This is a genomic window from Nocardia colli (assembly GCF_008704205.1).
Classification (GTDB): domain Bacteria; phylum Actinomycetota; class Actinomycetes; order Mycobacteriales; family Mycobacteriaceae; genus Nocardia; species Nocardia colli.
On record NZ_VXLC01000019.1, the window covers coordinates 43552 to 67686 of the forward strand.

Consider the following 24135-nt stretch of genomic DNA (forward strand, 5'->3'; position numbering starts at 1 on the left):
TGAGCGCCGGAATCGGGCACTGAGAGGTGGTGGCATGACTCAGCACTTGGGCGAGGCGAATGTCGAGCAATCGGACGACGCCCCGCAGTCGAACGGTGCCGCCACCGGGGGAGAGCAGTCGAAGGAGAGCAAGCCGGCGAGCAATGGCACGCCTGCGCGTCAGCCGGGTACCTCCGCCGCCGTGCCGACCTCCGCCTCTCGCCGGGTCCGGGCGCGGCTCGCCCGCCGGATGACCGGTCAGCGCGGCATCGCCGCGGTCAAGCCGGTGCTCGAACCGCTGGCCAGCGTGCACCGCGAGCTGTACCCGAAGGCGAACCTGACGCTGTTGCAGCGCGCGTTCGACGTGGCCGACGAACGGCACAAGCACCAGTTCCGCAAGTCCGGCGACCCGTACATCACGCACCCGCTCGCGGTGGCCAACATCCTGGCCGAGCTCGGCATGGACACCACCACGCTGGTCGCGGCGCTGCTGCACGACACCGTCGAGGACACCGGCTACTCGCTCGAGCAGCTCACCCTGGACTTCGGCGCCGAGGTCGCGCACCTGGTCGACGGCGTGACCAAGCTGGACAAGGTCAACCTCGGCGCGGCCGCCGAGGCCGAGACGATCCGCAAGATGATCATCGCGATGGCGCGTGATCCGCGGGTGCTGGTGATCAAGGTCGCCGACCGCCTGCACAACATGCGCACGATGCGCTTCCTGCCGCCGGAGAAGCAAGCGAAGAAGGCCAAGGAAACCCTCGAAGTCATTGCGCCGCTTGCCCATCGGCTCGGCATGGCGACGGTCAAGTGGGAACTCGAGGACCTCGCCTTCGCCATCCTGCACCCGAAGAAGTACGACGAGATCGTGCGCCTGGTCGCCGATCGGGCGCCGTCGCGCGACACGTACCTGGCCAAGGTGCGTGCGGAAATCGTGAATACCCTTGCGGCATCACGGATCAACGCGATCGTCGAGGGCCGCCCGAAGCACTACTGGTCGATCTACCAGAAGATGATCGTCAAGGGTAAGGACTTCGACGATATCCACGACCTGGTCGGCATCCGCATCCTCTGCGACGAGGTGCGCGACTGCTACGCGGCCGTCGGCGTCGTGCACTCGCTGTGGCAGCCGATGGCGGGCCGGTTCAAGGACTACATCGCGCAGCCGCGCTACGGCGTCTACCAGTCGCTGCACACCACCGTGGTCGGTCCGGACGGCAAGCCGCTGGAGGTGCAGATCCGCACCCAGGACATGCACCGCACCGCCGAGTTCGGCATCGCCGCGCACTGGCGCTACAAGGAGACCCGGGGCAAGCACTCGAACGACTCCACCGAGGTCGACGACATGGCGTGGATGCGCCAGCTGCTCGACTGGCAGCGGGAGGCGGCCGATCCGGCCGAGTTCCTGGAGTCGCTGCGCTTCGACCTGAAGTCGCCGGAGATCTTCGTGTTCACCCCGAAGGGTGACGTGATCACGCTGCCGCAGAAGTCGACCCCGGTCGATTTCGCCTACGCAGTGCACACCGAGGTCGGGCACAAGTGCATCGGCGCCCGGGTGAACGGGCGCCTGGTCGCGCTGGAACGGCAGCTGGAGAACGGTGAGGTCGTCGAGGTGTTCACCTCGAAGGCGCAGAACGCCGGACCGAGCCGGGACTGGCAGAACTTCGTCGTCTCGCCGCGCGCCAAGGCCAAGATCCGGCAGTGGTTCGCCAAGGAGCGCCGCGAGGAAGCCCTGGAGAACGGCAAGGAGCAGATCTCCAAGGAGGTCCGCCGGGTCGGGCTGCCGTTGCAGCGGTTGATGAGCGTGGACGCGATGACCGCGGTCGCGCACGAACTGCACTACACCGACATCTCCACCCTCTACACCGCGGTCGGCGAGCACCAGGTCTCCGCGCACCACGTGGTGCAGCGACTGATGGCGCAGCTCGGCGGCATCGGCGACGTGGAGAACGAGCTGGCCGAGCGGTCGACTCCGTCCACCACGCCGAACCGGCAGCGCACCACCGGCGACGCCGGCGTGCTGATCCCCGGCGCGTCCGGCACCGTGGCCAAGCTGGCCAAGTGCTGCACCCCGGTGCCCGGTGACGAGATCATGGGCTTCGTGACCCGCGGCGGCGCGGTCAGCGTGCACCGCACCGACTGCACCAACGCCGGATCGCTGCGGGATCAGGCCGAACGCATCATCGAGGTGTCCTGGGCGCCGTCCCCGTCGTCGGTGTTCCTGGTGGCCATCCAGATCGAGGCGCTCGATCGCACCCGCCTGCTCTCCGACGTGACGAAGGTGCTGGCCGACGAGAAGGTGAACATCCTGTCCGCGTCCGTCGCCACGCACGGCGACCGGGTCGCGATCAGTAAGTTCACCTTCGAGATGGGCGACCCGAAGCACCTCGGGCATCTGCTGAATGTGGTCCGGAATGTGGAAGGCGTCTATGACGTCTACCGCGTCACCTCCGCCGCATAACCGACGAATGTCCGGGCTTACCTGAAATAGTCCGGCAAGGTCATCTCCCCTTGACGTGTCAATTGTCGTGCGCCTAGCAACCTCTCGGCGAACCATCCGCGAAGACTGAGATATCTGCATGAATGCCGAAGCCTTCGGGCGAACGGAAGGTGGAGTCCCGGTAGGGATTTCGCGTGACCTGTGGGTCGCCGGTCGGTTGCTCTCGTTTTCAGACCATCGGAAAGTTGCCGGGCTGGGTTGCTCGGCACGCGGGAATGTGTGAAACCCGTTTCGGCAGTTCATGGAAAGTTTTCGGCGACGCCCCGGCAATAGTCGGAATCTGTTACGGTCTATTGCGTTTCATGGCGTTGAGGGTAACTGCGGCAACACGGATTGATTGCGGATCGCTATGACTAATTGTGCGGCAAGAGTCACGGGGGTGCTGACAGCACTCGCCGTGACGGTGGCTATGGCGGGCACCGCCGTGGCCGGTCCGCCGAATCCCGCAGGCCCCTCGACCAATATCGCGCTCAGCGCGTGTCCGGCATTGTACGCCTTGGGGATTCAGGGCACCGGGGAATCGTCACCGGATGCCGCACCGTCCACCGACACCGGCATGCTGTCCACCGTCTTCCGGCCGATGCTGGCCAAGGCCACCGATCCCGGCCTGGTCGATCGCGCCTACGTGCCTTACGAATCCGGCTTCGGCGGCGCGACCGCCGGCGGCGCGGCGCCGTACTCCGAATCGGTGACCGGCGGCCTGACCCGGCTGCGCACGATGGCCAAGGCCGTCGCCGACCGCTGTGCGGACACCCGGTTCGCGGTGGTCGGCTATTCGCAGGGCGCACACGTCGCGTCGATGTTCGCGCAGGAGATCGGGCAGGGGCAGGGCGTGCTGCCTGCCGAAAAGGTCGCTGCGGTCGCACTGTTCGCCGATCCGACCCGCAACCCGGGCGCGCCGCTGTTCCCCGGCTCGCCGGGCAAGGAGTCACCGGACCCGGCGCCCGGCACCGCGGGCGACCAGCTCGCGTCGATCGCCGCGCTGCCGCAGGTCCCCGCGAACGGCGGCGGCATCGGCCCGGATCGGGACCGGGCGGCCAACTTCGGCGCACTCACCGGCCGGGTGGCCAGTTTCTGTGCGGCCGGCGATCTCGCCTGTGACGCGCCGTCGGGCGCGCCGATCCTCAAGGCGGTCACCAACGTCGTCGGCCAGTCCAAGCTGAGCGGCGGCGACCCGATCGCCTCGCTGGTCTCCATCGCGCAGGCGCTGGCGTACACCTCGATCAAGACCGCGACCAAGGTCGCCAACGAGGACATCCAGGGCAACTCGCTCGCGACGCTGGCCATCTCGCCCAAGAAGTCGATCTCCCAGCGCCTCGCCGACGCCGCCGACCCGCGTACCCCCCTCGACCTTCCCGCCGCGCTACAGGCGCTGCTGAAGGTCGGCATGATCGGCCTGAACGCGGTCGTCACCGTCGTCAAGACGGTGATCAACCCGGCGACCATCGCCGAACTGGCCAGCGCGGGCCTGTCGAACCCGCCCGCCGCGCTGCTGTCGCTGGGCACCAAGTTGATCGGCGCGGTCGCCCAGCTCGTCCCGCCGACCACCGGCGTCCGCCTGGTCACCCAGGCGTTCGACGCGGTCGTACAGAACATCACCGACAACCGCGAATTGCTGAACACCGCCACCTGGGTGCGGTATTGGGACACCATCCAGCGGCACGGCGCCTACAACACCGCGACGGTCGCCGCCAACGGCGACACGCCGACCGCGTTCGTCGCCGACTGGTTCGCCGCGATCGCGCACGACATCGCCGGTAAATTCGGCGCGAACAGCAGGCCGGTGGGTGGCGCGGACAAGCCGCCGACGGGATTCTTCGGCGAGCAATCCGGCGCGTCGACTACGCCGAATTCTTCCGGTACGGGACAATTTCCGTTCGGGACAGGAGCCGAAGGCGCCTCATCCGGCGGCGCGACGTCGATTCCGCCCACCGATCGACCCGGCACACCCAACACCTACCCGTTCTCCACGAACTGATCGCCGAGAGGGTCCGACGATGAGCTATGTGCCTCGCGCAGCGGGAATGGGGGAATGTTGAAGTCGTACAAAGAGCTGTCCCGTTGGTATGCCGCGTTGGAGCCGGAGACCGCGCCGGTGCCGCCGAGCGCCGCGGGCTCGGTGCCGCTCGACGAGGACGGACCGGCTCGGTATCCGCACTACATCCGGGACGAGCCGCAGCCGGAGGTCCCCGCCGACCTACCGCAGCGCAGCGAATTCACCGGCGGCTGGTCGGACTGGGTAGGCCGGGCGCCCGGCCCCGACGACGACTACACCCCGCGGGACGCGGATCTGGTGCGTTTCCCCTGGCCCGACGACGAGGACTACGACGACCCGCTGGACGAGCCGCGACCGCGCTCGTCCAGCGCCTTGCGTCTGGAGGCGCGCGCGCGTTACTCCCGGCGCGGTCGCGTGTTCGTTGTACTCGTCATCGCGGTGCTGTTGCTCGGCGCCGCGGCGGCGGGCGTGCTGTTCCTGCTGCACTCCTCGAATTCGCGGTCCGCGGCCCCGCGACCGCCGGTCAGCTGGGCCTCGATGCAGTTGCCCGCGAGCAACGCCCAGGCGGGCGTGAGCACCGACAGCCTGCGCGGCAAGTCGCAGGCCGGCGTGACCACCTACCGCACGACCGGCCCGTGCCCGACCGAGCGCACCGCGACGACCGTGCGCGGCGCCGAAACCGGCGGCACCACAACGGGTCCCGACGCTATCCTGGCGTTCCAGTACGCGTACTACGTCGAGCGCTCCGGTGAACAGGTCCGGCAGGTTGTCGCGCCGGAGGCCAATGTCTCACCCGCGCAGACGATTCAGCGCGGCATCGATACCATCCCGGTCGGCACCACGCACTGCGTGCGGATCGTGACCATCTCGGACAATCGGTACTCGGTGGAGGTCACCGAGTACCGCCCCGGCGGCGTGCCCGCCACGTACAACAAGCAGACGGTCACCACCGCGGTGATCGACGGCCGCACCCTGATCACGGGCATCGCGGCCGGATAGAGGAGAGCAGGAAGCGATGGGAGAGGACTGGAGCCGCTGGCTCGACGAGGCGCCCGAGGGCGAATCGTCGGGCCGGCCTGCGCGCTCCAAGGCTCCGGTGGTGCGATTGCGGCGCGGCAAGGGCAGCGGTTCCGGCGCGGAACAACCCTTACAGCGGCCCATCCTGGTGGTCGGCGGCTGCGGTGGTGCGGGCACCACCACGACGGCGCTGGGGATCGCGGGCGAGCTCGGCATGGCGGGTACCCCGACCGTCGCGGTGGACGCGACGGCCGCGGGCAGCGATCTCGCGCTGCGCGGCGCGGACGAACACCTGCACCCGATCAGCCTGCAATCGTGGCTGTACGGGCGCGGCGACGACGAACCGGCGCCGCTGAAGGAGTGCCTGTCCCGGGCCACCTCCGGAATCGGTTTACTGTGGCGCGATTCCGCGCCGCTGCGCCGGCGGGCGACCTACCTCACGGTGGCGCGGGCGGTGTACGACTCCGGCTTCACCGCGGTCTACGACGGCGGCAACCCGATTGCCGGACGGCAGCTGCGCCCGCTGCTCGATGACGCGGATGTTGCTCTGGTGCTTGCCATTCCGGCGCGCGCCGACGCCGCGAACCGATTGCGGGTCACCCTGGAATGGCTCGACGACCAGTTCGGCGACTCCACCGAGGGGCAGGGCGGCGGCATCGTCGGCGACACGACAATCGTTGTCTCGCACCAGCATCCGGGCACCGAGTCCGGCGTAGCCGAGCATTTGCGCGAGCACCTGTCCGGCTGGGTGCGCGACATCCGCGAGATTCCCTACGACCCGCACCTGGCCAGGGGTGAGCTGGTCCGGCACGCGTCGCTGTCCCTCGATACGCGCCGGGCGTATGGGCGCCTGCTGGCCGGGGTGGCATCATGACGGCCGCCATGAAGTTTCGCCGTCAGACCGAATCCGCGCCCGCGGGCGTCGTCGCCCCGCCGGAGTCGCGCCGCGCCCCCATCTGGGACCGTCCGGTGCCCGGGGTCGGCCGCGCACCGCTGGTGTGGGTGATGGGTGTGCACGGCGGCGCCGGAGCCAGTAGCCTCGCGCATGTGCTTGCGCCGGCGGCGGATTCGAGCCGCCGCTGGCCGGGCGTCTACGACCGCGAATCCCCGTTCGTCGTACTGGTGGCGCGCGAGACCATCGCGGGCCTCACCCGCGCACATGACTTACTGCGCCAACATCATTCGGGGTTCGCCGGATCGTGTGAGGTGCTCGGCCTGATCACCGTCGCCGCGCGCCCCGGCCGGCTGCCCCCGGAGATCCGCCGCTACCGCGAGGTGGTCGGCTCGCTGGCCGGGCAGCTGTGGCAGGTCCCGTGGTATGAGGAATGGACGCTGGTAGAACCGGAGAAGCTGCCGGTCTGGGCGCCCGGTGACCCGCTGCCACCGAAGAAACGCAAGATCGACCCCTTGGAAGAGGTACCGCTCGATGTCCGGGAGCTCGGCGCCGACATCGTCGCGGCGGCTCGAACGGCACTGGAGGAGGCGCAACTCGGCGATCCGGCGCAGGACCGGGCAAGTAGAAAGCCACCCGATCAGTGAACGTCCGCATCGAATCGGCGACGAATCGACTACTTTCGAGAAAGGCACCCGATGAGCATGATTCTCCTCGCCGTGCAGGACACGTACGGCACCGTACTCGCGCAGGTCGGTAATCCGACGCCCGAGGCACCCCCGGGCTCGGAGAAGATCCTGCAGCTGGTGCGCTACCTGACCTGGTTCGTGCTGCTGTCCGGTATCTGCGGAATCACCTACGCGGGCGGCAAGTTCGCGTGGGAGAAGTGGACGGGTGGCGGGCTCGAATCGCCGAAGATGGTGGCCGGCGCCATGATCGGCGGCGTCGTCGCGACCAGCGCCGGCACCATCATGAACGCCGTTATTGGAACCTGATGTCCGACATATCTACCGTGCGCGCGTCGGCAGCCGAGCTGCTGGCCTACAAACAGATGCCGTCCGAGGTGCTGGAACCGCTGATGCAGCTGCTGAACTGGCTGCTGTGGTTCGTCCTGCTGGTGTGTCTGGCCTGGATGATCGTCTCCGCGGGCAAGCTGTGGATCGCCTTCCGCAGCGACCTCGCGATGAACGACGCCTCGCACGGCGTGCTGATGAGCCTGCTCGGGGCGATAGTGGCGAGCACAGCGTCGGGAATCGCGCTGGCTTTCCTGCCGACATGAGCGAGGGCAGGGGGACCGTGGGCGCGCTCGGCGCGATGGTGCTGATCGCGGCAGTCGGCTGCGGCGGTGGCGACGGGCGCACCGGACCCGACCTGTCGGCGGCGCCGACCGGGGTGCGGTGGCAGCCGTTCCAAGGCGTGCCGCTGCCGCAGACCGACCAGGGGCCCAAGTCGACCGCCGACGGCGCCGCAACGGGTTTCGAGCATTCGCCGCGTGGAGCCGGCGTCGCGGCGATCACCCATGCGGTGCGCCTGGCGGTGGCCGCGGACAGCCAATGGGCGAAAGTGGCCGCGCGGGAAGTGGTTCCGGGCCCCGCGAAGGACGAGTGGGCGGTGAACCGGATCCAGCTGTCGATCAGCGGACCGGCGAGCCCCGACTACGCGCCGCGCGTGCTCGGCTACAAGGTCACCGGCTACACCGACCAGCGCAGCACGGTCGACGTGCACACCGAGTACTCGGACAACTCCAAGGCGGTGAATCACACCACCGTCGAATGGTTCGGCCAGGACTGGCGCTTACGCCTGCCCGATCCGGGCGCCACCGACAGACCTATCGACGCGATCGACGTAATACCTGATGACTCAGTGAAATTGGAGGCACCGAAGTGACCGAGAAGGGGTCTTACGCGCGTGATCGCGTCTCCTTCGGTGCTGTCGCGTCCGCAGCCGTGCTGGCGCTCATCGTGATCGTGGGAATCGTCGTCTACATCAGCCGGGACGACAGCAGTCCGGCGGCCAGTGGGCCCGCGCCCGCCGAGTCGTCCGGCGGTACCGGCTTCGCCGCCCCCGAGGTGGACATCCTCGGCCGGCGCGTCGACGTGCCGAACAACGCTGCCGGGCAACCGCTTCCGCAGGATCCGACGCGGCAGCGCAAGCCGTCCGACGGCGACTGGCTGACCGCGGCACCGGAGGGCACCACCGCGACGCACGGCTGGCAGCGGGTCTACGGCGCGTCCGTGCCGTTCTCCACCTCGGACGGCCCGACGCGCATCGAAGACGGTCTGGCCGTCGGCTATTCGCACACGCCGCAGGGCGCGGTGCTGGCCGCGGCGCAGATCACCTACCGGCTCAACGCCCGTCCGGCCGACCGCGACCTGTACGTGACGCAGGTGCGCGTCTCGGCCCAGCAGATCGCCGCCTACGACAAGGCGCTCGGCAGCAACAAGCTGCCCGAGCAGCAGCCGGAGCGGGTCACCAAATACTTCGTCGCCTCGGACGCGTTCAAGGTCGACGACTACGCCGACGATCTGGCCATCGTCCGGCTCGCCTCGCGCGGGCCGGTGGTCGACGGCAAACAGTTATGGGCGGCGATCCGCCTGGTCATGGTCTGGGATGCCGGCGACTGGCGCCTCAAGCCATCGACGTCCAATACCGCACAAACGGAGTACGTCGAATCGCTGGGCGGGTGGACGAAATGGTGAGCACGATGAGCAGGGCACGACGAGACCTTGATGGCCGACCTGCGGAGCAGCGAGGGGTGCAGACAATGGTGAGGCGACTACTCACGATCTTCGCGGTCATCTTCACGGTGATGATGGCGACGCCGACCGTGGCCTACGGACAGCAGTACGGCTTCGACGAGACGTGCAACGAGATCCACGACACGCTCGACAACGTCGGCCTGCCCGGCATCTCCCTCGGTGACGCCGCCTCCGCCGCGTGCAAGGCAGGCAACGCCGCCTCGCATCCGGGTCAGGCGGCCACCGCGGTCAAGGACAAGGCGTGGGACTCGACCTTCGGCAAGGTGGTCGACTCGCTGATGAACGGCCTCGGCGAGGCCATCATCCTGGCGCTCACCTTCTGGATGAAGGTGCCCAACGAGGCGGCCAGCGACGGCGGTTCGCTGTTCACGAAGATCAACGAATACACCTATCAGGCACAGATATTGCTCTTGATAGCATCGGTGATCCTTTCCGGCGCGCGCTTGGCCGAGGCCAGACGCGGGGCCACGATGAACGAGGCCGCCGAATCGTTCCGGATGTTCGCCAGGGTGGTGTTCAGTTCGTGGATGCTCGGCGCGGTGATCGTCGCGGGCACCCAGGCCTCGGATCGGTTCTCCGAGTGGATCATCAACGACTCGACCAACGGAAACGCCAAGGACCTGGCCGAGCTGATGGTGAAAACCAGTAAGCTGCAGGCGTTTTCGCCGGGCCTGGTGCTGATCATCGCGATCGTCGGATTGCTCGGCGCGCTCGCGCAGATCGTGCTGGCCATCGTCCGGCAGGGGTTGCTGATCATCGCGGCCGGGGTGCTGCCGCTGGCGGCGGCCGCGTCCGGGATGAACGTCGGAAAACAGTCCTACCAGAAGCTGATCGGCTGGATCATCGCGTTCATGCTGTGGAAACCGGTGGCCGCGATCGTCTACATGATCGCGTTCACCACTGCGGGCCATGTGGATTCGCTGACCAGCACCAACGGTTTGCCGGATGGTGAACAGGCGCAACGCATGCTGGTCGCGATCGTGCTGCTGTGCAGCGTCGCGTTCGTGCTGCCCGCGCTGATGCGGTTGGTCACGCCCGCGGTCGCGATCGTCGGTAGCGGCGGTTCCGGTTTGACCGCGACCGGCGGCACCTTGCTCGCCGTCGCGGGCTTGGGCGCCATGGGCACCAAAGCCGTTGGCGTGAAAGGCACTGCGGCCTCGGGCGCTCCGGGCTACGTCGGCGGCAGCGGCGCGGGTCCACGCCCGCCGGGCGGCGCGGGCGGACGCGGCAGCGGCGCCCCGCGGCCGACGCCGCCGCGCGGTGGCGGCGGTCCGGCCGGTGGTGCGGCACCGCGCGCCTCCGGGCCGCAGGGCGCGGCCGGAGTACCGTCCGGTGCGACCCGGGCGGCGGGGCGGATCGGTGCGGCGCGGGCCGCGACGAGCAGCCTGAACCGTGCGGACCAGGCAATGGGTGATGTGGCCGGTGACCGTTGGGCGAATCGCTCGCCCGACCTCGGGAGGAGCACCATTCCGCGATGACGATGACGACGAACGATACCTACGAGCGTCGCTCGTACGGGCTGTGGCAGAAGCCCCGCAGCGCAGGACTTTTCGGCCTGCGCTGGGAAGAGACCGTGATCGGCTTCGTGGTGGTGATCACGGCGCTGATCACCGCGATGGTCGGCGGCTTCAAATGGGGTTTGATCGTCGGAGTCACCGGCGTCGTGATCATGGTTCCACTGGTGTGGCGGACCGGGGGCCGCTCGGGCTACGAGACGGGATTGATGATGTTCAACTGGATGCGCTCGCGCAAGAACGGCGAGCACGTGTACCGGGGTGGCCGGTTCTCCCGGATCCCGGGCGGCGTCACCCGGCTGCCGGGACTGCTCGCGCCGTCGAAGCTCTACGAGGGCATCGACGCGGGCGGTTACAGCTTCGGCATGATCCATCTGCCGCAGTTCGCCCAGTACACGGTCGTGCTGCGGGCCTGGCCGCAAGGCCACGAGGCCGTGGATCAGCCGGTGATCGACCGCTGGGTGTCGGCCTGGGGCACGTTCCTCGCCTCGGTCGGCCAGACCAGTGACATCGTCGCGGTGGTTCCGGTGATCGACACCGTGCCGGAGACCGGAAACCGTTTGCTCACCGAGGTTTCCACCATCACCCGGCCGGAGGCGCCGGAGCTGGCGCAGCAGGTGATGTACGAGCTCGCCACCGAACTGCCGCAGGAGCGGGTGCAGCTGCTGCCGCGCGTGGCGATCACGTTCAAGGCCACCACCGCCGAGCGGCGCAAGAACCCGGCCGAAGAAGCGGTCGAGATCGGCCGCCGGCTGCCCGGTATCTGCGCGGCGCTGGCCGAGGCGGGCGTGCGCGCCCAGCCGATGTCGGCGGACGAGGTCATCTCGTTCATCCGGCGCAGCTACGACCCGGCCTCGCAGGCGGACCTGGAGGTCGCGTCGAGCGAGCCCGAGGGCCACGGCCTGGATTGGGCGGACGCGGGCCCGGTCTCGCACGACGAGAAGTGGGACCACTTCGTGCACGACGGTGGCCGCTCGGTCACCTGGGAGATGGACGCCGCCCCCGAGGGCGCGGTGGACGAGCGGGTGCTGCAACGGCTGCTCGCGCCCAATCCCGAAGTGCCGCGCAAGCGCATCGCCATCGTGTACCGGCCGCACTCGGCCGCCGACGCCGCCGAGATCGTCGACGACGACTTCAAGAACGCGCTGGTGGCCCAGCAGAGCGAACGCGGTGTGGTGTCCGCGGCGGCGACCCTGCGGGTGGGCGCCACCCAGCAGGCCCGTGAGGAGCAAGCCCGGGGTCACGGTGTGACCCGCTTCGGGGCGTTGGTGACCATCACCGAGCCCCTGCGCGGCGATCTGCCGCGTATCGAAGCCATCACGCGCGACCTGTCCACGCAGGCGCGGTTGAAGATCCGGCGGTGCTACCGCTACCAGGCGGCGGCCTTCGCGGCCTCGCTCGGTTGCGGGGTGATCCTGCCGGAGCACGCGACAATTCCGAAGGCACTGGCGGGGTGAGTAATACATGGCACGTGACCACGAGCCACCCGTACGCGATCGCGACGAGCCCGCGGCCTGGCGACGCGACGACGACGAGTGGGGGGAACGCCCCGAGCGCGGTCGCCGCGGCGTGCGCGAACGCTCCGGCCTCGAGGAGATGCCGGACCGCGCACGGCGATTCGGCAGGGGCGCGGCGCGGGTGACGGGCGACGACCGGTCGGGACTGGACGAGATGTCCGAGCGGGACCGCGCGCGGGCGGCGGCCGAACGCCGGGCCCGGGCGGAGAGCGCTCGCGCCGCCGACGGGTCGCGTCCGGATCGGTCACGCGCCGAAAACGGCCGGGGCGAACGCAGTTCGGACCGGGCGCGCGGCGACGCGGCCCGCTCCGCCCGGGCGCGCGACGGCGAACGTCCGGCGCGCGGCGAACGGTCGCGGTCGGGCCAGCAGCCGGATCCGCGCGGCGGGAAGGCCACCCGCAACGGCAGGCCGGAGCGCGGTGTGCAGGACCGCAACGGTTCGCGGGCCGGCCGTAATCCGCAGCGCCCCACCAAGACCGACTACACCGCCGACCGGGCCATGGGCACGCCGGTGATGGACAAGGCGGCGCTGCGCGCCAAGGCGAAGGCCGACCGGCGCAAGACCTCGGGCCCGCCGCTGCTCGACGAGGTGACCCGGGCCAAGCTGGAGATGATCGTCCGCGAGCAGACCGGCCTGCGGGCGGCGTTCGCGCAGTTCCGGATTCGCACCGACGACATCCGCAGGCGCAACTACGCCGCCCGCGCCGAACAGGTCTTCGAGGACGGATTCGACCGCAGCACAGCCCAGCTCACCGATCGCGGCTACGCGGGGGAGGGCGGCGGCCGGATGAACGTGGTCGGCCGTCCGGTCGAATACCGTGCCACCACAGCGCAGGTCGCCGGCCTGTGGCCGTGGTCGGTCGGCGCCGGCGCGCCACTGATCGGCACCCCGCTCGGCTCGCACCTGCACACCGGCGCGCCGGTCTGCTTCGACCCGATGAACTGGTTCATGCGCGGCAGCTTCATCACCGCGCCGAGCCTGTTCGTGCTGGGCCTCAACGGTTTCGGCAAGTCCTCGCTGGTGCGCCGGATCGTGCTCGGCGGCATCGCGCAGGGCATCACGCCGCTGATCCTGGCCGACGTGAAGCCGGACTACCGCAAGATGGTCGAGCTGGTCGGCGGCCAGGTGATCGACCTCGGTTACGGCCACGGCAAGCTCAACCCGCTCGCCGCGGGCGTGCTCGGCGCCGTGGTGCCGCGGCTGGATGACCATCCGGCGCTGCAGATTCAGGTGTTGCAGGATCTGCGGGCGCGGCAGGTGACGCTGATCGCCGGTCTGGTCGAACTGGTCCGCGGCGCGCGGGTGCGCGACTACGAGGAGACGCTCATCGCGACCGCGCTGCGCATCCTCTACCAGCCGGGCAGCGGCTACACGCCGGACCAGCCGCCGATCATGGAGCACCTGCTGGAGGTGATCGTGGCCGGCGGTGAGGAACTGATGCTCGACGCGGGCGCCGACGACCCCGAGGAATACAACAACGCGATCAAGAACCTGCGGCGCTCGCTGCGCGCGCTCACCCAGGGCCCGTTCGGCGCGATCTTCAACGGGCAGACCTCGGTGCCGATCGACACCGGCGCGGTCGCGGTCTGCATCGACGTCTCGCACATCCCGACCGGGGACAAGAAGCTCAAAGCCGCGGTCATGCTGGCCTGCTGGGCCGACGGGTTCGCCTCGGTCGAGGCCGCGCACGTGCTGTCCGACGCCGATCTCGGCCCGCAGCGCTACTTCCAGGTGGTGATGGACGAGCTGTGGCAGGTGCTCGGCCTCGGCGACTTCATGGTCGACCGGGTGGACGAGCTGACCCGCTTGCAGCGTGGCATCGCCACCTCGCTGATCATGATCAGCCACACCATCAAGGACTTGCAGGCCCTCGGCTCGGAAGCCGCCATCGCCAAGGCGCTCGGCTTCCTGGAACGCGCGCGCGCCAAGATCTTCGGCGCGTTGCCCGGCGAGGAGGTCAAGCGGCTCGACAGCATCGTGCCGTTCACCTCCGCCGAGGAACAGATGGTCACCGGCTGGTCCGCGCCGCAGGCGCTGACCGGTGAGGCCCTCAAACCGGGGCAGCAACGGCCGTCGCCGCCGGGCACCGGCAAGTTCCTGCTGAAGATCGGTGAGGACCGCCGGCCGGGCATTCCGTTCCACATGGAGTTCACGCTCTCGGAGAAGGAGAGCGGTATTCACGACACCAACCAGCGGTTCAGCGAGTTCACCGAATCGACTGCCCGAGGGACGGATTCGCCGAGCGGGAGCGCCGCATGAGAGATCAGCCGAGAAGCGGGTTATCGATGCACCGCCGCGCGGGGAGGTGCGTCGGATGATGCCGCACCGCTCCTACCGCCGGGTGTCGCCGGAGGTGCGCCAGGCCGCCGTCCAGCAGGTCGTCGCGCTCACCGCGCAGATGAGCAGCGAGTCGGAGGCATGCCGGGTGGTCGCCGAACAGATCGGCGTGCACACGAACTCGGTGCGCAACTGGGTGCGCGCGGCCGAGGGCCCGAGCCTGGAGCGGATGGACGCGTCCGCGCTGCGTCGCAAAGTGGCGCTGCTACAACAGCAATTGGCGGCCGCCGCGGAGATGAACCGCACCCTGGCCGACACCCTCAACGAATCCCGGCGCGGCCAGTGAATCCTTTCCTGCCCGGGCGCGGAGGGCCGGGCCCGGCGAGGCAGCGGTGACCGGGAAGGCGCTGCTGTGGGGAGCGCTCGGCGCGGTGCTCGCGCTGATGACCCTGGTGGTGGTGATCGTGCTGCCCTCGGTCGACGACCCGTGTGAAGGTTCCGGGCTGCTCGGCACGCAGTCGAACCTGCCGCCATTGGGCGGCTATCCGCCGGGGGATCCGCGCGCGACTCCCTCCGGGACGTCGGCGCCGCCGACCGAGTTTCCGTTCGGCACCAAGGCGAGTCCGGCGGCAGGCGCGGCACCGGCTGGGCCGCAAGCGAATCCGACCAGCTCCGGTGCGCCGTCCTTGGCCGCGGGAGCCGGACCGATCCGGCGTACGCTGCCGCTGGCCGCCGGAACCTTCACGGTGTCCGACGTTTTCGGCGCGCGCGGCGGCACCCACCTCGGCGTCGACCTCGCCGCCACCGACGGCACCACCATCTACTCGGTCTCCGACGGCCGCGTCGTAGCCGCCGGTCCCGCGTCGGGTTTCGGCAACTGGGTGGTCGTCGACTCGGTGGACACCAACGGCCGCGCCTACTCCGCCGTCTACGGCCACATGTGGGACTCCGGGGTGCATGTGCGCGTCGGCGACTCCGTGACCGCGGGCCAGCCGATCGCGCAGGTCGGCTCCGCGGGCGAATCCAGCGGCCCGCACCTGCATTTCGAGATCGTGCCCGGCGGCCGGTTCACCGGCGGCCGCCAGATCGACCCGGTGCCGTGGCTGGACGGCGCGCCGACCCCCGATGTCGGTGGCGCGCAAGCCTTTTCCAACGATCCGCGATGCAGCCGTGGCTTCGGCAGCGCGGGCGGCGCGCTGGCCGCGGGCAAGGTGCCGCCGGAACTCGAAATCTGGTATCGCCGTGCGGGTTCCCTCTGCCCGCAGATCACCCCGTCGCTGCTCGCCGCGCAGGGCAAGCAGGAGTCCGGTTTCCGTCGCGGCGCTACGTCGCCCGCGGGCGCGCAGGGTTTGGCGCAGTTCCTGCCCAGCACCGCGGTCAGCGTGAACCCGGATGACGGGCAGCCCTACGTGATCGACGCCGACGGCAACGGCACCGCGAGCCTGTGGGACGACGGCGACGCGATCATCGGACAGGGCCGCTACATGTGCGCCATCGCGCACAAGATCATGCAATGGGAGTCCGAGGGCAAGGTGCGGGGCGACGTCACCGCGTTGACCCTGGCCGCCTACAACGCCGGCGAGGGCGCGGTGCTCGCGTCCGGCGGCATGCCGAATCAGGTTGCCGCGCATCTGTCCGAGACCCAGCCCTACGTGGCGAACATCCTCGCCATGGAGGCGCAGTACCGCGCGCCCGGCGCGCTCGGGCGGTTCGACCCGAAGGAGGGTGGCGGCGGTAACCAGATCGTAGAGGCCGCGCACGACTGGCTCGGGCAGCCGTACGTGTGGGGTGGCGGCGGTCCGCAGGGGCCGAGCGGCGGCGGCATGGACGGGCCGGGTCTGACCTCCGCCGCGGTCTTCGCGGCCTCGTCCGGCTCGGTGACGTTGCCGCGCACCGCCGAACAGCAGTGGGAATCCGGCGTCGAGGTGCCGATGGGCAAGATTCAGGAGGGGGACCTGGTGTTCAGCGCCTTCGGGCCTCGCGGTCCCGCGCAGGTCGGCATCTACTCGGGCAACGGACGGATGATCCAGGCGGTGCCCGGCACCCGTGGTGGCGGCGGTGTCGGTGAGGTGCAGGTGCCGGGCGACGCGCGGGCGAGGAGGGTTCTGTGAGCACCCGTTCCGAACACGCGACACAGAGACTCCCGATGTGTCGGTCTGTGCGGCTAGCCTGGAAAGACAAAGCGAAGGTACGCGCGAAACTGGTGGTGATGCTGGTGGTGAGCGTCGCGATGCTGGGCGCGGCCTGCGGTCGCGGGGACCGCGAGGACGCGGGATCCGGTGGGGCGCACCCGGCCACGTCAACGACCCGATTGCTCGAGGGTGTGCCCGCACCCGATCCGGTCACGCCCGACGGCGTCGCGGTGGCCGCGCTGAAGGAGATCTACACCTGGCAGCCGGCCACCGAGAACCAGGGCGCCTCGCTGGCGCGCGCTCGGAAATGGCTGGGCCCCAGCTTGATTCGCCTGCTGGACGGCTCACCGACCGGGCTGGAGACGCCGAAGACGACGTTGCAGTGGGCGGATTGGGCCACCGCCAAGGCGAACGTCCAGGCGTTCACCTTCGCCTCCGGCGAGAAGGCGCCCAGCGGCGGCGATCCGAACCTGCAGCAGTTCAAGATCGGCATCGAGCAGACCGTGGTCTACCCGAACGGGCGCAAGGAACCGCTGCCGCCCGCGACGGTCATCGCCACCGTGGTGCGCACGCCCGACGGCTGGCGGCTCGACGCGTTCCGCTGAACACCAAGACATTTCCCGTACCGAAAGTAGGAGGCAGCCATGGCGAAGAAGGTGGTGAAGGATCCGGCCGCGGTCGGACCGGACACGACCATGATCATGCTGTACGCCGGTATCGCGGTCGTGGCCACGCTCTGGATTTCGCTGCACCTCGGCAACATGCTGGCGGTGACTCCGCAGTCGATCCCGATCAACCCGATCGCCATCGTCGTGGATCTGATCAAGGGCAAGCTGCATTGGCCCCGTGCGTCCACGGTGATCGTGCTGCTCGTGGTCGTGGCCGTGGTGGCCTGGGTGGTCGTGCGCAAGCGGCTGGCCAAGCGCAAGACGGTGGGCAGGCTGCCGGTCGACGACAAGGCCGACGTCATGGGCCAGGGCGGCGCCATCGCGCATCTCACCGCGAAGGGCGTGCGGGCGAAGGCCACTCAGCTCGGCGTGCGACTGGGTAGCGAGGATGTGCCCGGCGTGCCGATCGGCATCGGGATCGCGGACGGCGAGATGCTGTACGGCTCCTACGAGGATCTGCACCTCGACATCTGGGGCCCGCGGCAGGGCAAGTCGACCTCGCGGGTGATCCCGGCGATCCTCACCGCGATCGGCCCGGTGCTGGCCACCTCGAACAAGCGTGACGTGGTGGACGCGACCCGAGATGTGCGCGAGGCCAAGGGCAGTCCCACCTTCGTCTTCGACCCGCAGGGCGTCGCCGGCGAGGAGGCGACCTGGTTCTGGGATCCACTGGCCTGGGTCAACGCCCGGGTCGAGGGTTGTGAGATGCGGGCCGCCCGGTTGGCCGGGCACTTCGCCGACGGCGACGACGGTTCCGACGCCAAGACCGACGCGTTCTTCGATCCGGAAGCCGAGGACCTGCTCGCCGGGCTGTTCCTGGCCGCGGCCGTCGGCGATCGCAACGGCAGCCGGCCGATCGTGCAGGTGTGGGAATGGGTGACCAACCCCGGTGACACCGAGCCCATCGAACTGCTGCGCGCGGCGCGCCACCACTACACGGCCTCCGGTCTGGCGTCCCAGTACAACGCCGACTTGCGTACCCGCAGTGGCATTTTCGGCACCGCCAAGAAGATGATCCGCTGCCTCAAGCTGTCCAACGTGCACCCGTGGATCACCCGCGGCGGGGATCGCCGGGAGTTCGACGAGCTGGAGTTCATCGAACGCAACGGCACCCTGTACAGCCTGTCGCTGGAGGGCCGCGGGTCGGCCGCGCCGCTGGTCAGCGCGCTCACCGAGGCCGTGATCGACGTGGCCATGCGCAAGGCCTCGCAGTCGCTCGGCGGCCGGCTGCCGATCCCGCTGCTCGCCGTGCTGGACGAGGCCGCCAACGTGGTGCGCTGGAAGGATCTGCCCAAGCAGTACAGCCACTTCGGCTCGCGCGGCATCGTGGTGATGACCGTGCTGCAGTCCTGGGCGCAGGGCGTGCGCTGCTGGGGCGAGCCGGGCATGAACGCGCTGTGGGCCGCCGCGAACATCAAGGTGCTCGGCAGCGGCGTGGACGATACGAACTTCCTGCGCGAGCGGTCCGAGGCGATCGGCGACTACGAGGTCGTCTCCGCGTCGGTGTCGGAATCCTCAGGCGGCAAGAGCTATTCGCGTTCGCTCGGCTCGTCGAAGACGTTCAGTGTGCAGGCGCTGGCCCAGTTGCCGCGCGGACGGGTGATCGTCTTCCCATCCGGCGCGCCGCCGGTGCTGGTTCGCACGGTTCCCTGGTGGGAGGGCGAGTACGCTGCCGAGGTGACGAAGTCCATCTCGCACCATGATCCGCAGCGCAAGACGGAGATCGGTGACCTGATGCCGGGCACGCCCTCGCTGAGCAAGGGCACCCCGCCGCCGGAGTACGGGAAGATCGAGGAGGTCAGGCCACTGTGAGTGGGCGCAGCGAGCGAGCCTCGGACGCAACACTTCTGGTCGTTACGGAGCCGAATGAGGTTCGGTCATGACTGAGCAACAGCAGCAACCGATGATCTACGCGAGTGTGGTGGAGTTCGTCGAGAACTACCTGAGCCTGGTGTACCGGCGTCAGGTCACCGATCTCAGCGACACGGTGTGGTGCCCGGAGTGGTGGCAGCACGCCGAGGCGATCGCCCGGCTGGACGCGATGTGGCGGGCCTGGGAGCACTTCCGGCTCGACGGGGCAACGGGATTGAGCGTGTGGTTCCTCGATCACGCGGATCCGCACATGGCCAAGCTGTTCGATCCCAAGGGGCCGTTCAAGTACTGCAGCGTGCGCAACGGGCACAAGGACATGCTCAGCCCGCTGCCGTTGAAGTCGCCGCAGCACGGGATGTTCGGCGACCCGACGATCGGCGACTTCCGGATGTAGCTCGCGGTACGAAAAGTAAACGCCCGCTTGATAAGCGGGCGTTTCTTTATGCTGCTAGCGGGTGCGTTCCAGTCCGCGCGACTCTTGTTCGCGGGCCCTGGTCACCGCGGGCGCCTCCTCGGGACGGGTGCGAACCGCCTCGATCGGGGGCTGGGCCTGGCCTACCTCGATCAACATGCGTACCGCGGCGAGTTCGGGCGCGACACCCATCTTCGCCAGGTGCGCGGCGATCGCCATGCGCCGTTCGGGGGAGTCGTACTGCAGCACCGGCGGCTTGGCTTGTGCCGCGGCGGCGATGCCTGCCATGCGGGTCGCCTCGGCCTGGGCGGTGAAGCGGTCTTTCTCCAGCGACACACCGCGTTCCGGGATCGGCTTCTCGATCATCCGGGCCAGTTCGGTGTTGCGCGGGTCCTTGGCCTTGGAGTCGCGGGCCTCGCGGATTTGCATCTCGCGGGCCTCTTTCATCCTGGCCTCGGTGACCTTGACGCGCGCCTCGGCTTCTTTTTGACCACGCTCGCGGGTCCGCAGTGCGACCAGCGTCGCAAGCTGCAACATAGTCCTCATCATGGCCGCTGTCTCGCGGCCGATGTCGTCCAGTTCCTCGGACATGGCTGCTCCCCGATGCTGCAGTGATCACTATGGATGTTGTGGTGCTTCGTCTGGACAACGCCAGGGGACTGTAGTCCGTCCGACGATGCCCCGGCTGCAAACGTGGACACCGGGAGAACTCGTGTCGTCGCATTCCCTTGCTCGGGGGTCGCCCGTCAGAGGGGTTGCCACGCTACGCGAACTCCGTGTTTCGAGGTTACCCGAGAAAGCATCGCCGCAACCGTACGGCTGTGCCGCTTATCAGCATATATCGCACAATTCCGACAGTCTCGGTAACTCGCCGGAGGATCTCCGGTCTGAGCCAACCCTAACCGGAGGATTAGGGTCCCCTTGCCCGGCGCGACACGTGTCGGGCCCCGCACCGGCGATCGATGCGGGGCCCGAACGGTTTTCGCGGTCTCAGTCGATCCGGACCGACTGGATGTCGACCGGCTGGCTCGGCTTGCCGTCGCCGGGGCCGTTCGAGTTGTCCTGGCCGTTCTTCGCGATCTTGTCCAGGGTGCTCATGCTGTTGTCGTCGACCGTGCCGAAGATGGTGTAGTTCGGCGGCAGCTGCGAATCGCCGTAGACGACGAAGAACTGGCTGCCATTGGTGCCCGGTCCCGCGTTCGCCATGGCCAGCGTGCCGCGCTTGTACGCGATCGGCTTCTGCGCCGCCATCGGATCGTTGGCGTCGAGCTGATCGGTCGGGTACTCGTTGTCGAACTCGTAGCCCGGCCCGCCCATGCCGCTCGCGGTCGGGTCACCGCACTGCAGCACCTTCAGGCCGTCGCTGGCGGTCATCCGATGGCAGCTGGTGCCGTCGAAGAACTTCTGCGCCGCCAGACTGACGAAACTGTTCACCGTGCAGGGTGATTCGGCGTTGTTCAGGGTCAAGCCGATCGGACCCTGATTGGTCTCCATGCTGACGCTGACCTTCGCGTCGTTGCCGGTGGTCGGGATGCCGTCGGCCTTGGCCGGCTTGGTCGCCGGCTTGTCGGCCGGCTTCTGGCTGTCCTTGTAGACGCAGTTGACCAGCGCGGGCTTGGCCGCCGCGGCGGGCGGGGCCGCCGCCGACGGTGCGCTGCTCGAATTCGTCGCGTCCTTGGCATCGGAGCCGCTGTCGTCGCCCTTGGTCAGGAAGTAGACCCCGGATATCGCCGCGACCAAAACGACAACACCGAGCACCGACCCGGCGATCGTGAGTTGCTTGCGCCTGCGTGCGCGCTCGGCCCGGTTGGCGAGCTGGCGCTCCAACTTGCGTTTCGCCGCTGCTCGCCGCTGTTCGTTGCTCGGCACTACCACGTTCCTCCCGTGTCCGGTTGTTACGGCATGAGAGTCTGCCATTTATTCCTGAGACTGCCCTGCACTTCCTGAGAGCGGTGCGCCTCACAGGTGACCGGAATCGCGCATAACGGGCAGGAACGGGCCCATGTGGGGAGGTAGGCGTAACCGGTTGGACTTGCGGGGGCGTGGTGGGGAAAACTGGACCACCGTGACCAAGACCAGCAGCTTTTCCGCCCCGAAGGGGGTTCCGGACTACGTCCCGCCCGGCTCGGCCGAATTCGTCGCGGTGCGTGACGGACTGATCCGCGCCGCCCGACTGGCCGGATACGGACATATCGAGCTGCCGGTCTTCGAGGACACCGGGCTGTTCGCCCGCGGCGTCGGCGAGTCGACCGACGTGGTGAGCAAGGAGATGTACACCTTCCCCGATCGCGGCGATCGCAGCGTCACGTTGCGCCCCGAGGGGACCGCCGGGGTGATGCGGGCCGTCATCGAGCACGGGCTCGATCGCGGGCAGCTTCCGGTGAAGTTGGTCTACAACGGGCCGTTCTTCCGTTACGAGCGACCTCAGGCCGGTCGGTACCGGCAGCTACAGCAGGTCGGCATCGAGGCGATCGGCGTGGACGACCCCGCGCTGGACGCCGAGGTGATCGCGATCGCCGACGCGGGGTTCCGCGGGCTCGGGCTGGACGGGTTCCGGCTGGAGCTGACCTCGCTCGGCGACGACACCTGCCGCCCGCAGTATCGGGAACTGCTGCAGGAGTTCCTGTTCAAGTTGCCGCTCGACGAGGAGACCAAGCGCCGGGCCGAGATCAACCCGCTGCGCGTGCTCGACGACAAGCGGGCCGAGGTGCGCGACATGACCGCGGACGCGCCGCTGATGATCGATCACCTCTCCGAATCGGCGAAGACGCACTTCGAGCAGGTGCTCGGGTACCTGGACGCGCTCGGCGTGCCGTACGTGGTGAATCCGCGGATGGTGCGCGGGCTCGACTACTACACCAAGACCACGTTCGAGTTCGTGCACGACGGGCTCGGCGCGCAATCCGGCATCGGCGGTGGCGGGCGTTACGACGGGCTGATGGCGCAGCTCGGCGGACAACCGTTGTCCGGCATCGGATTCGGGCTCGGGGTCGACCGGACGGTGCTGGCGCTGCAGGCCGAAGGAAAGACGGCAGGCGAGGCCGCGCGCTGCGAGGTGTTCGGGGTGCCGCTGGGAGACGCGGCCAAACAGCGGCTCGTGGTGCTCGCCGCGCAATTGCGCGCGGCAGGGATCAGCGTCGATCTGGCCTACGGCGGGCGCGGCGTGAAGGGCGCGATGAAAGCGGCCGACCGGTCCGGCGCGAAGTTCACCCTGGTGCTCGGGGACCGCGATCTTACCGAGGAGACGATCGGTGTGAAGGAAATGGCAACCGGGGAACAGCGCCAGATCCCGATCGCCGAAGCGGTAGGTGCGATTCGCGAGGCGCTCGGGGTCTAACGGTCGGGGCGTCGGCCGGATCGTTGGCGACTGCCCGCTGGCAGCTCCGATGGCGACCGGTTAAGCCATCGGAATGCATTGCGGACGGTGACCCGACGCGGAATCCCCCCGAGCGGCAAGCCAATTACTCACGGCAGGCCGCTGGTCTCGCTCAACGGGACCTGATGGTGGCGCTACCCGGCGTGTCGCTCGGTGAGGTCCCGTTGGTGGCTGTTGGTCGTGATCGGTGGGACTTGATGGTGGCGTTACTCGGGGTGTCCCGTTGGTGGTGGTCAGCGGGCTCGGTGGTGGTGTCGGGGGGGATTGCGTGGTGACGTCCCGTGGGTGGCCGTTGGTTATGATTCACGGGATGTGATGGTGGTGCTGCTCGGCGAATTGGTCGCTGGTTGGGATCAGGGGGAGGTGCTGGGGCGCTATTCGGGTGTCGGTCGGCCGAGGTCGGTGGGGTGCGGCGGCAATACGGAACGGCGGCAACGTTTCCGAAGGGGGTACCCGAGTGGGGGTGTGGGGGTAACGTGACTGCGCGCACGGCGTCGCGCTGATGTCGCGGAGAGGTGGGCCGGTGTCGAATTCTGGTGAGCAGCACATGGATCCGCCGGTCGGACTGGATCTGGTCGCGCCCGAAATGTATGCGCCGATGCTGCGCAGGCTGGCGCTGGCTGCGGCCGGGATCGGGATCGGCTCCGCGTTGCTCGCGGCGACCGTGGTCAGCTGGCCGATCGCGGTGGCCATCGGAGTGGTTGTCGGCGCGCCCACCGTCGGCTACGCGTTCGCATTGCGGCGTCGGCGAATGTGGATGGCGGGCACCATGATTCACGCGCGCCGGCTGTTCGGTGAGCGGCAGGTGGAGGTGTCCGCGGCGACCGGCGTCGAGGTCCTCATCTTCCCCGCGCGGCTCAGCCGGATCGTCCTGCGCGTCACCGCGGGCGAGATCTCCCAGATCATCCCGCTCGCCATGTACACCGACGCGGGCAGCGGCCGCGAGATGCACCTACTCGGCCTGCGCCGCCTGGCTGACGCCCTCGCTGCCAGCCAGCTCGCCGCCGCGGTTTCGGTCTCCGCCCTTCTGGTCCACCAACTCCGCGCCGAAGCCCGCGACGCCGGCCTCCCCGACCGCCCCCTCTACCGCGCCGTCCAAATGGCCCGCACCAAAGACGCCGTCTCCCCGGTAGTCCTGACCGACCGCGAAGTAGCCGCCCTCACCTAAACGCCGCCGCGCACCAGCACGCGCGACAGCACCGACATGCCATGTGCGCGAGACC

At 68.9% G+C, this 24135-nt stretch carries 21 protein-coding genes; 19 read left to right on the top strand and 2 right to left on the bottom strand.

Annotation, left to right across the window (positions count from 1 at the left end; genetic code table 11):
- Window positions 1-34: 34 nt before the first annotated feature.
- The 17 genes from F3087_RS33425 (at window position 35) to F3087_RS33505 (ending at window position 19518) form a co-directional block, all read left to right on the top strand.
- Window positions 35-2440, top strand: coding sequence for a RelA/SpoT family protein (locus tag F3087_RS33425; RefSeq protein ID WP_150406109.1), 2406 nt, complete (start codon window positions 35-37; stop codon window positions 2438-2440).
- 388 nt (window positions 2441-2828) lie between these two features.
- On the top strand, window positions 2829-4457 hold the full coding sequence (locus F3087_RS33430) for a cutinase family protein (RefSeq protein ID WP_150406110.1): 1629 nt from the start codon (window positions 2829-2831) through the stop codon (window positions 4455-4457).
- Between the two features lie 54 nt (window positions 4458-4511).
- Window positions 4512-5474, top strand: coding sequence for a hypothetical protein (locus F3087_RS33435; protein ID WP_150406111.1), 963 nt, complete (start codon window positions 4512-4514; stop codon window positions 5472-5474).
- 16 nt (window positions 5475-5490) lie between these two features.
- On the top strand, window positions 5491-6366 hold the full coding sequence (locus tag F3087_RS33440) for a MinD/ParA family ATP-binding protein (protein WP_150406112.1): 876 nt from the start codon (window positions 5491-5493) through the stop codon (window positions 6364-6366).
- Window positions 6363-7031: a hypothetical protein gene (locus F3087_RS33445; RefSeq protein WP_150406113.1), complete on the top strand. Its 669-nt coding sequence runs from the start codon at window positions 6363-6365 to the stop codon at window positions 7029-7031. Before F3087_RS33440 ends, F3087_RS33445 begins: the two co-directional genes overlap by 4 nt.
- 51 nt (window positions 7032-7082) lie before the next feature.
- A complete protein-coding gene (locus tag F3087_RS33450) occupies window positions 7083-7379 on the top strand; it encodes a hypothetical protein (protein ID WP_040692318.1) in 297 nt (98 codons plus the stop codon).
- Window positions 7379-7663 (top strand): hypothetical protein, encoded by a 285-nt coding sequence (locus tag F3087_RS33455; RefSeq protein ID WP_150406114.1) that lies wholly within the window; start codon window positions 7379-7381, stop codon window positions 7661-7663. Before F3087_RS33450 ends, F3087_RS33455 begins: the two co-directional genes overlap by 1 nt.
- Window positions 7660-8271 (top strand): hypothetical protein, encoded by a 612-nt coding sequence (locus tag F3087_RS33460; protein ID WP_150406115.1) that lies wholly within the window; start codon window positions 7660-7662, stop codon window positions 8269-8271. Before F3087_RS33455 ends, F3087_RS33460 begins: the two co-directional genes overlap by 4 nt.
- Entirely contained in the window at window positions 8268-9083 is an 816-nt protein-coding gene (locus F3087_RS33465; protein WP_150406116.1) for a hypothetical protein, read from the top strand. Before F3087_RS33460 ends, F3087_RS33465 begins: the two co-directional genes overlap by 4 nt.
- Before the next feature lie 65 nt (window positions 9084-9148).
- The gene (locus tag F3087_RS33470; protein ID WP_150406190.1) at window positions 9149-10621 is read left to right on the top strand and encodes a conjugal transfer protein TraG; all 1473 of its coding nucleotides are present in this window, start codon (window positions 9149-9151) and stop codon (window positions 10619-10621) included.
- A gap of 2 nt (window positions 10622-10623) precedes the next feature.
- Complete coding sequence (locus tag F3087_RS33475) at window positions 10624-12114, top strand: SCO6880 family protein (protein WP_191094272.1); 1491 nt, start codon at window positions 10624-10626, stop codon at window positions 12112-12114.
- 7 nt (window positions 12115-12121) lie between these two features.
- A complete protein-coding gene (locus F3087_RS33480; protein WP_150406118.1) occupies window positions 12122-14434 on the top strand; it encodes a hypothetical protein in 2313 nt (770 codons plus the stop codon).
- 55 nt (window positions 14435-14489) lie between these two features.
- Window positions 14490-14798, top strand: coding sequence for a transposase (locus F3087_RS33485; protein WP_150406119.1), 309 nt, complete (start codon window positions 14490-14492; stop codon window positions 14796-14798).
- 46 nt (window positions 14799-14844) lie between these two features.
- On the top strand, window positions 14845-16563 hold the full coding sequence (locus tag F3087_RS33490; protein ID WP_150406120.1) for a peptidoglycan DD-metalloendopeptidase family protein: 1719 nt from the start codon (window positions 14845-14847) through the stop codon (window positions 16561-16563).
- 47 nt (window positions 16564-16610) lie between these two features.
- On the top strand, window positions 16611-17189 hold the full coding sequence (locus tag F3087_RS33495; protein ID WP_223885541.1) for a hypothetical protein: 579 nt from the start codon (window positions 16611-16613) through the stop codon (window positions 17187-17189).
- Window positions 17190-17228: 39 nt separating this feature from the next.
- Entirely contained in the window at window positions 17229-19064 is a 1836-nt protein-coding gene (locus F3087_RS33500) for a type IV secretory system conjugative DNA transfer family protein (protein ID WP_150406122.1), read from the top strand.
- A 67-nt stretch (window positions 19065-19131) separates the two neighbouring features.
- The gene (locus F3087_RS33505; protein WP_223885542.1) at window positions 19132-19518 is read left to right on the top strand and encodes a DUF4913 domain-containing protein; all 387 of its coding nucleotides are present in this window, start codon (window positions 19132-19134) and stop codon (window positions 19516-19518) included.
- A 54-nt stretch (window positions 19519-19572) separates the two neighbouring features.
- On the opposite strand, the gene F3087_RS33510 is transcribed toward F3087_RS33505, so the two are convergent.
- Together F3087_RS33510 and F3087_RS33515 are read right to left on the bottom strand one after the other, a co-directional pair.
- Entirely contained in the window at window positions 19573-20127 is a 555-nt protein-coding gene (locus tag F3087_RS33510) for a hypothetical protein (RefSeq protein ID WP_150406123.1), read from the bottom strand.
- A 399-nt stretch (window positions 20128-20526) separates the two neighbouring features.
- Complete coding sequence (locus F3087_RS33515) at window positions 20527-21405, bottom strand: peptidylprolyl isomerase (protein WP_150406124.1); 879 nt, start codon at window positions 21403-21405, stop codon at window positions 20527-20529.
- Window positions 21406-21601: 196 nt separating this feature from the next.
- On the opposite strand from F3087_RS33515, the gene hisS reads away from it, so the two are divergent.
- Complete coding sequence (gene hisS, locus F3087_RS33520; protein ID WP_150406125.1) at window positions 21602-22873, top strand: histidine--tRNA ligase; 1272 nt, start codon at window positions 21602-21604, stop codon at window positions 22871-22873.
- A 562-nt stretch (window positions 22874-23435) separates the two neighbouring features.
- Window positions 23436-24080, top strand: a complete 645-nt coding sequence (locus F3087_RS33525) for a hypothetical protein (RefSeq protein ID WP_223885543.1) — start codon at window positions 23436-23438, stop codon at window positions 24078-24080.
- Window positions 24081-24135: the final 55 nt, after the last annotated feature.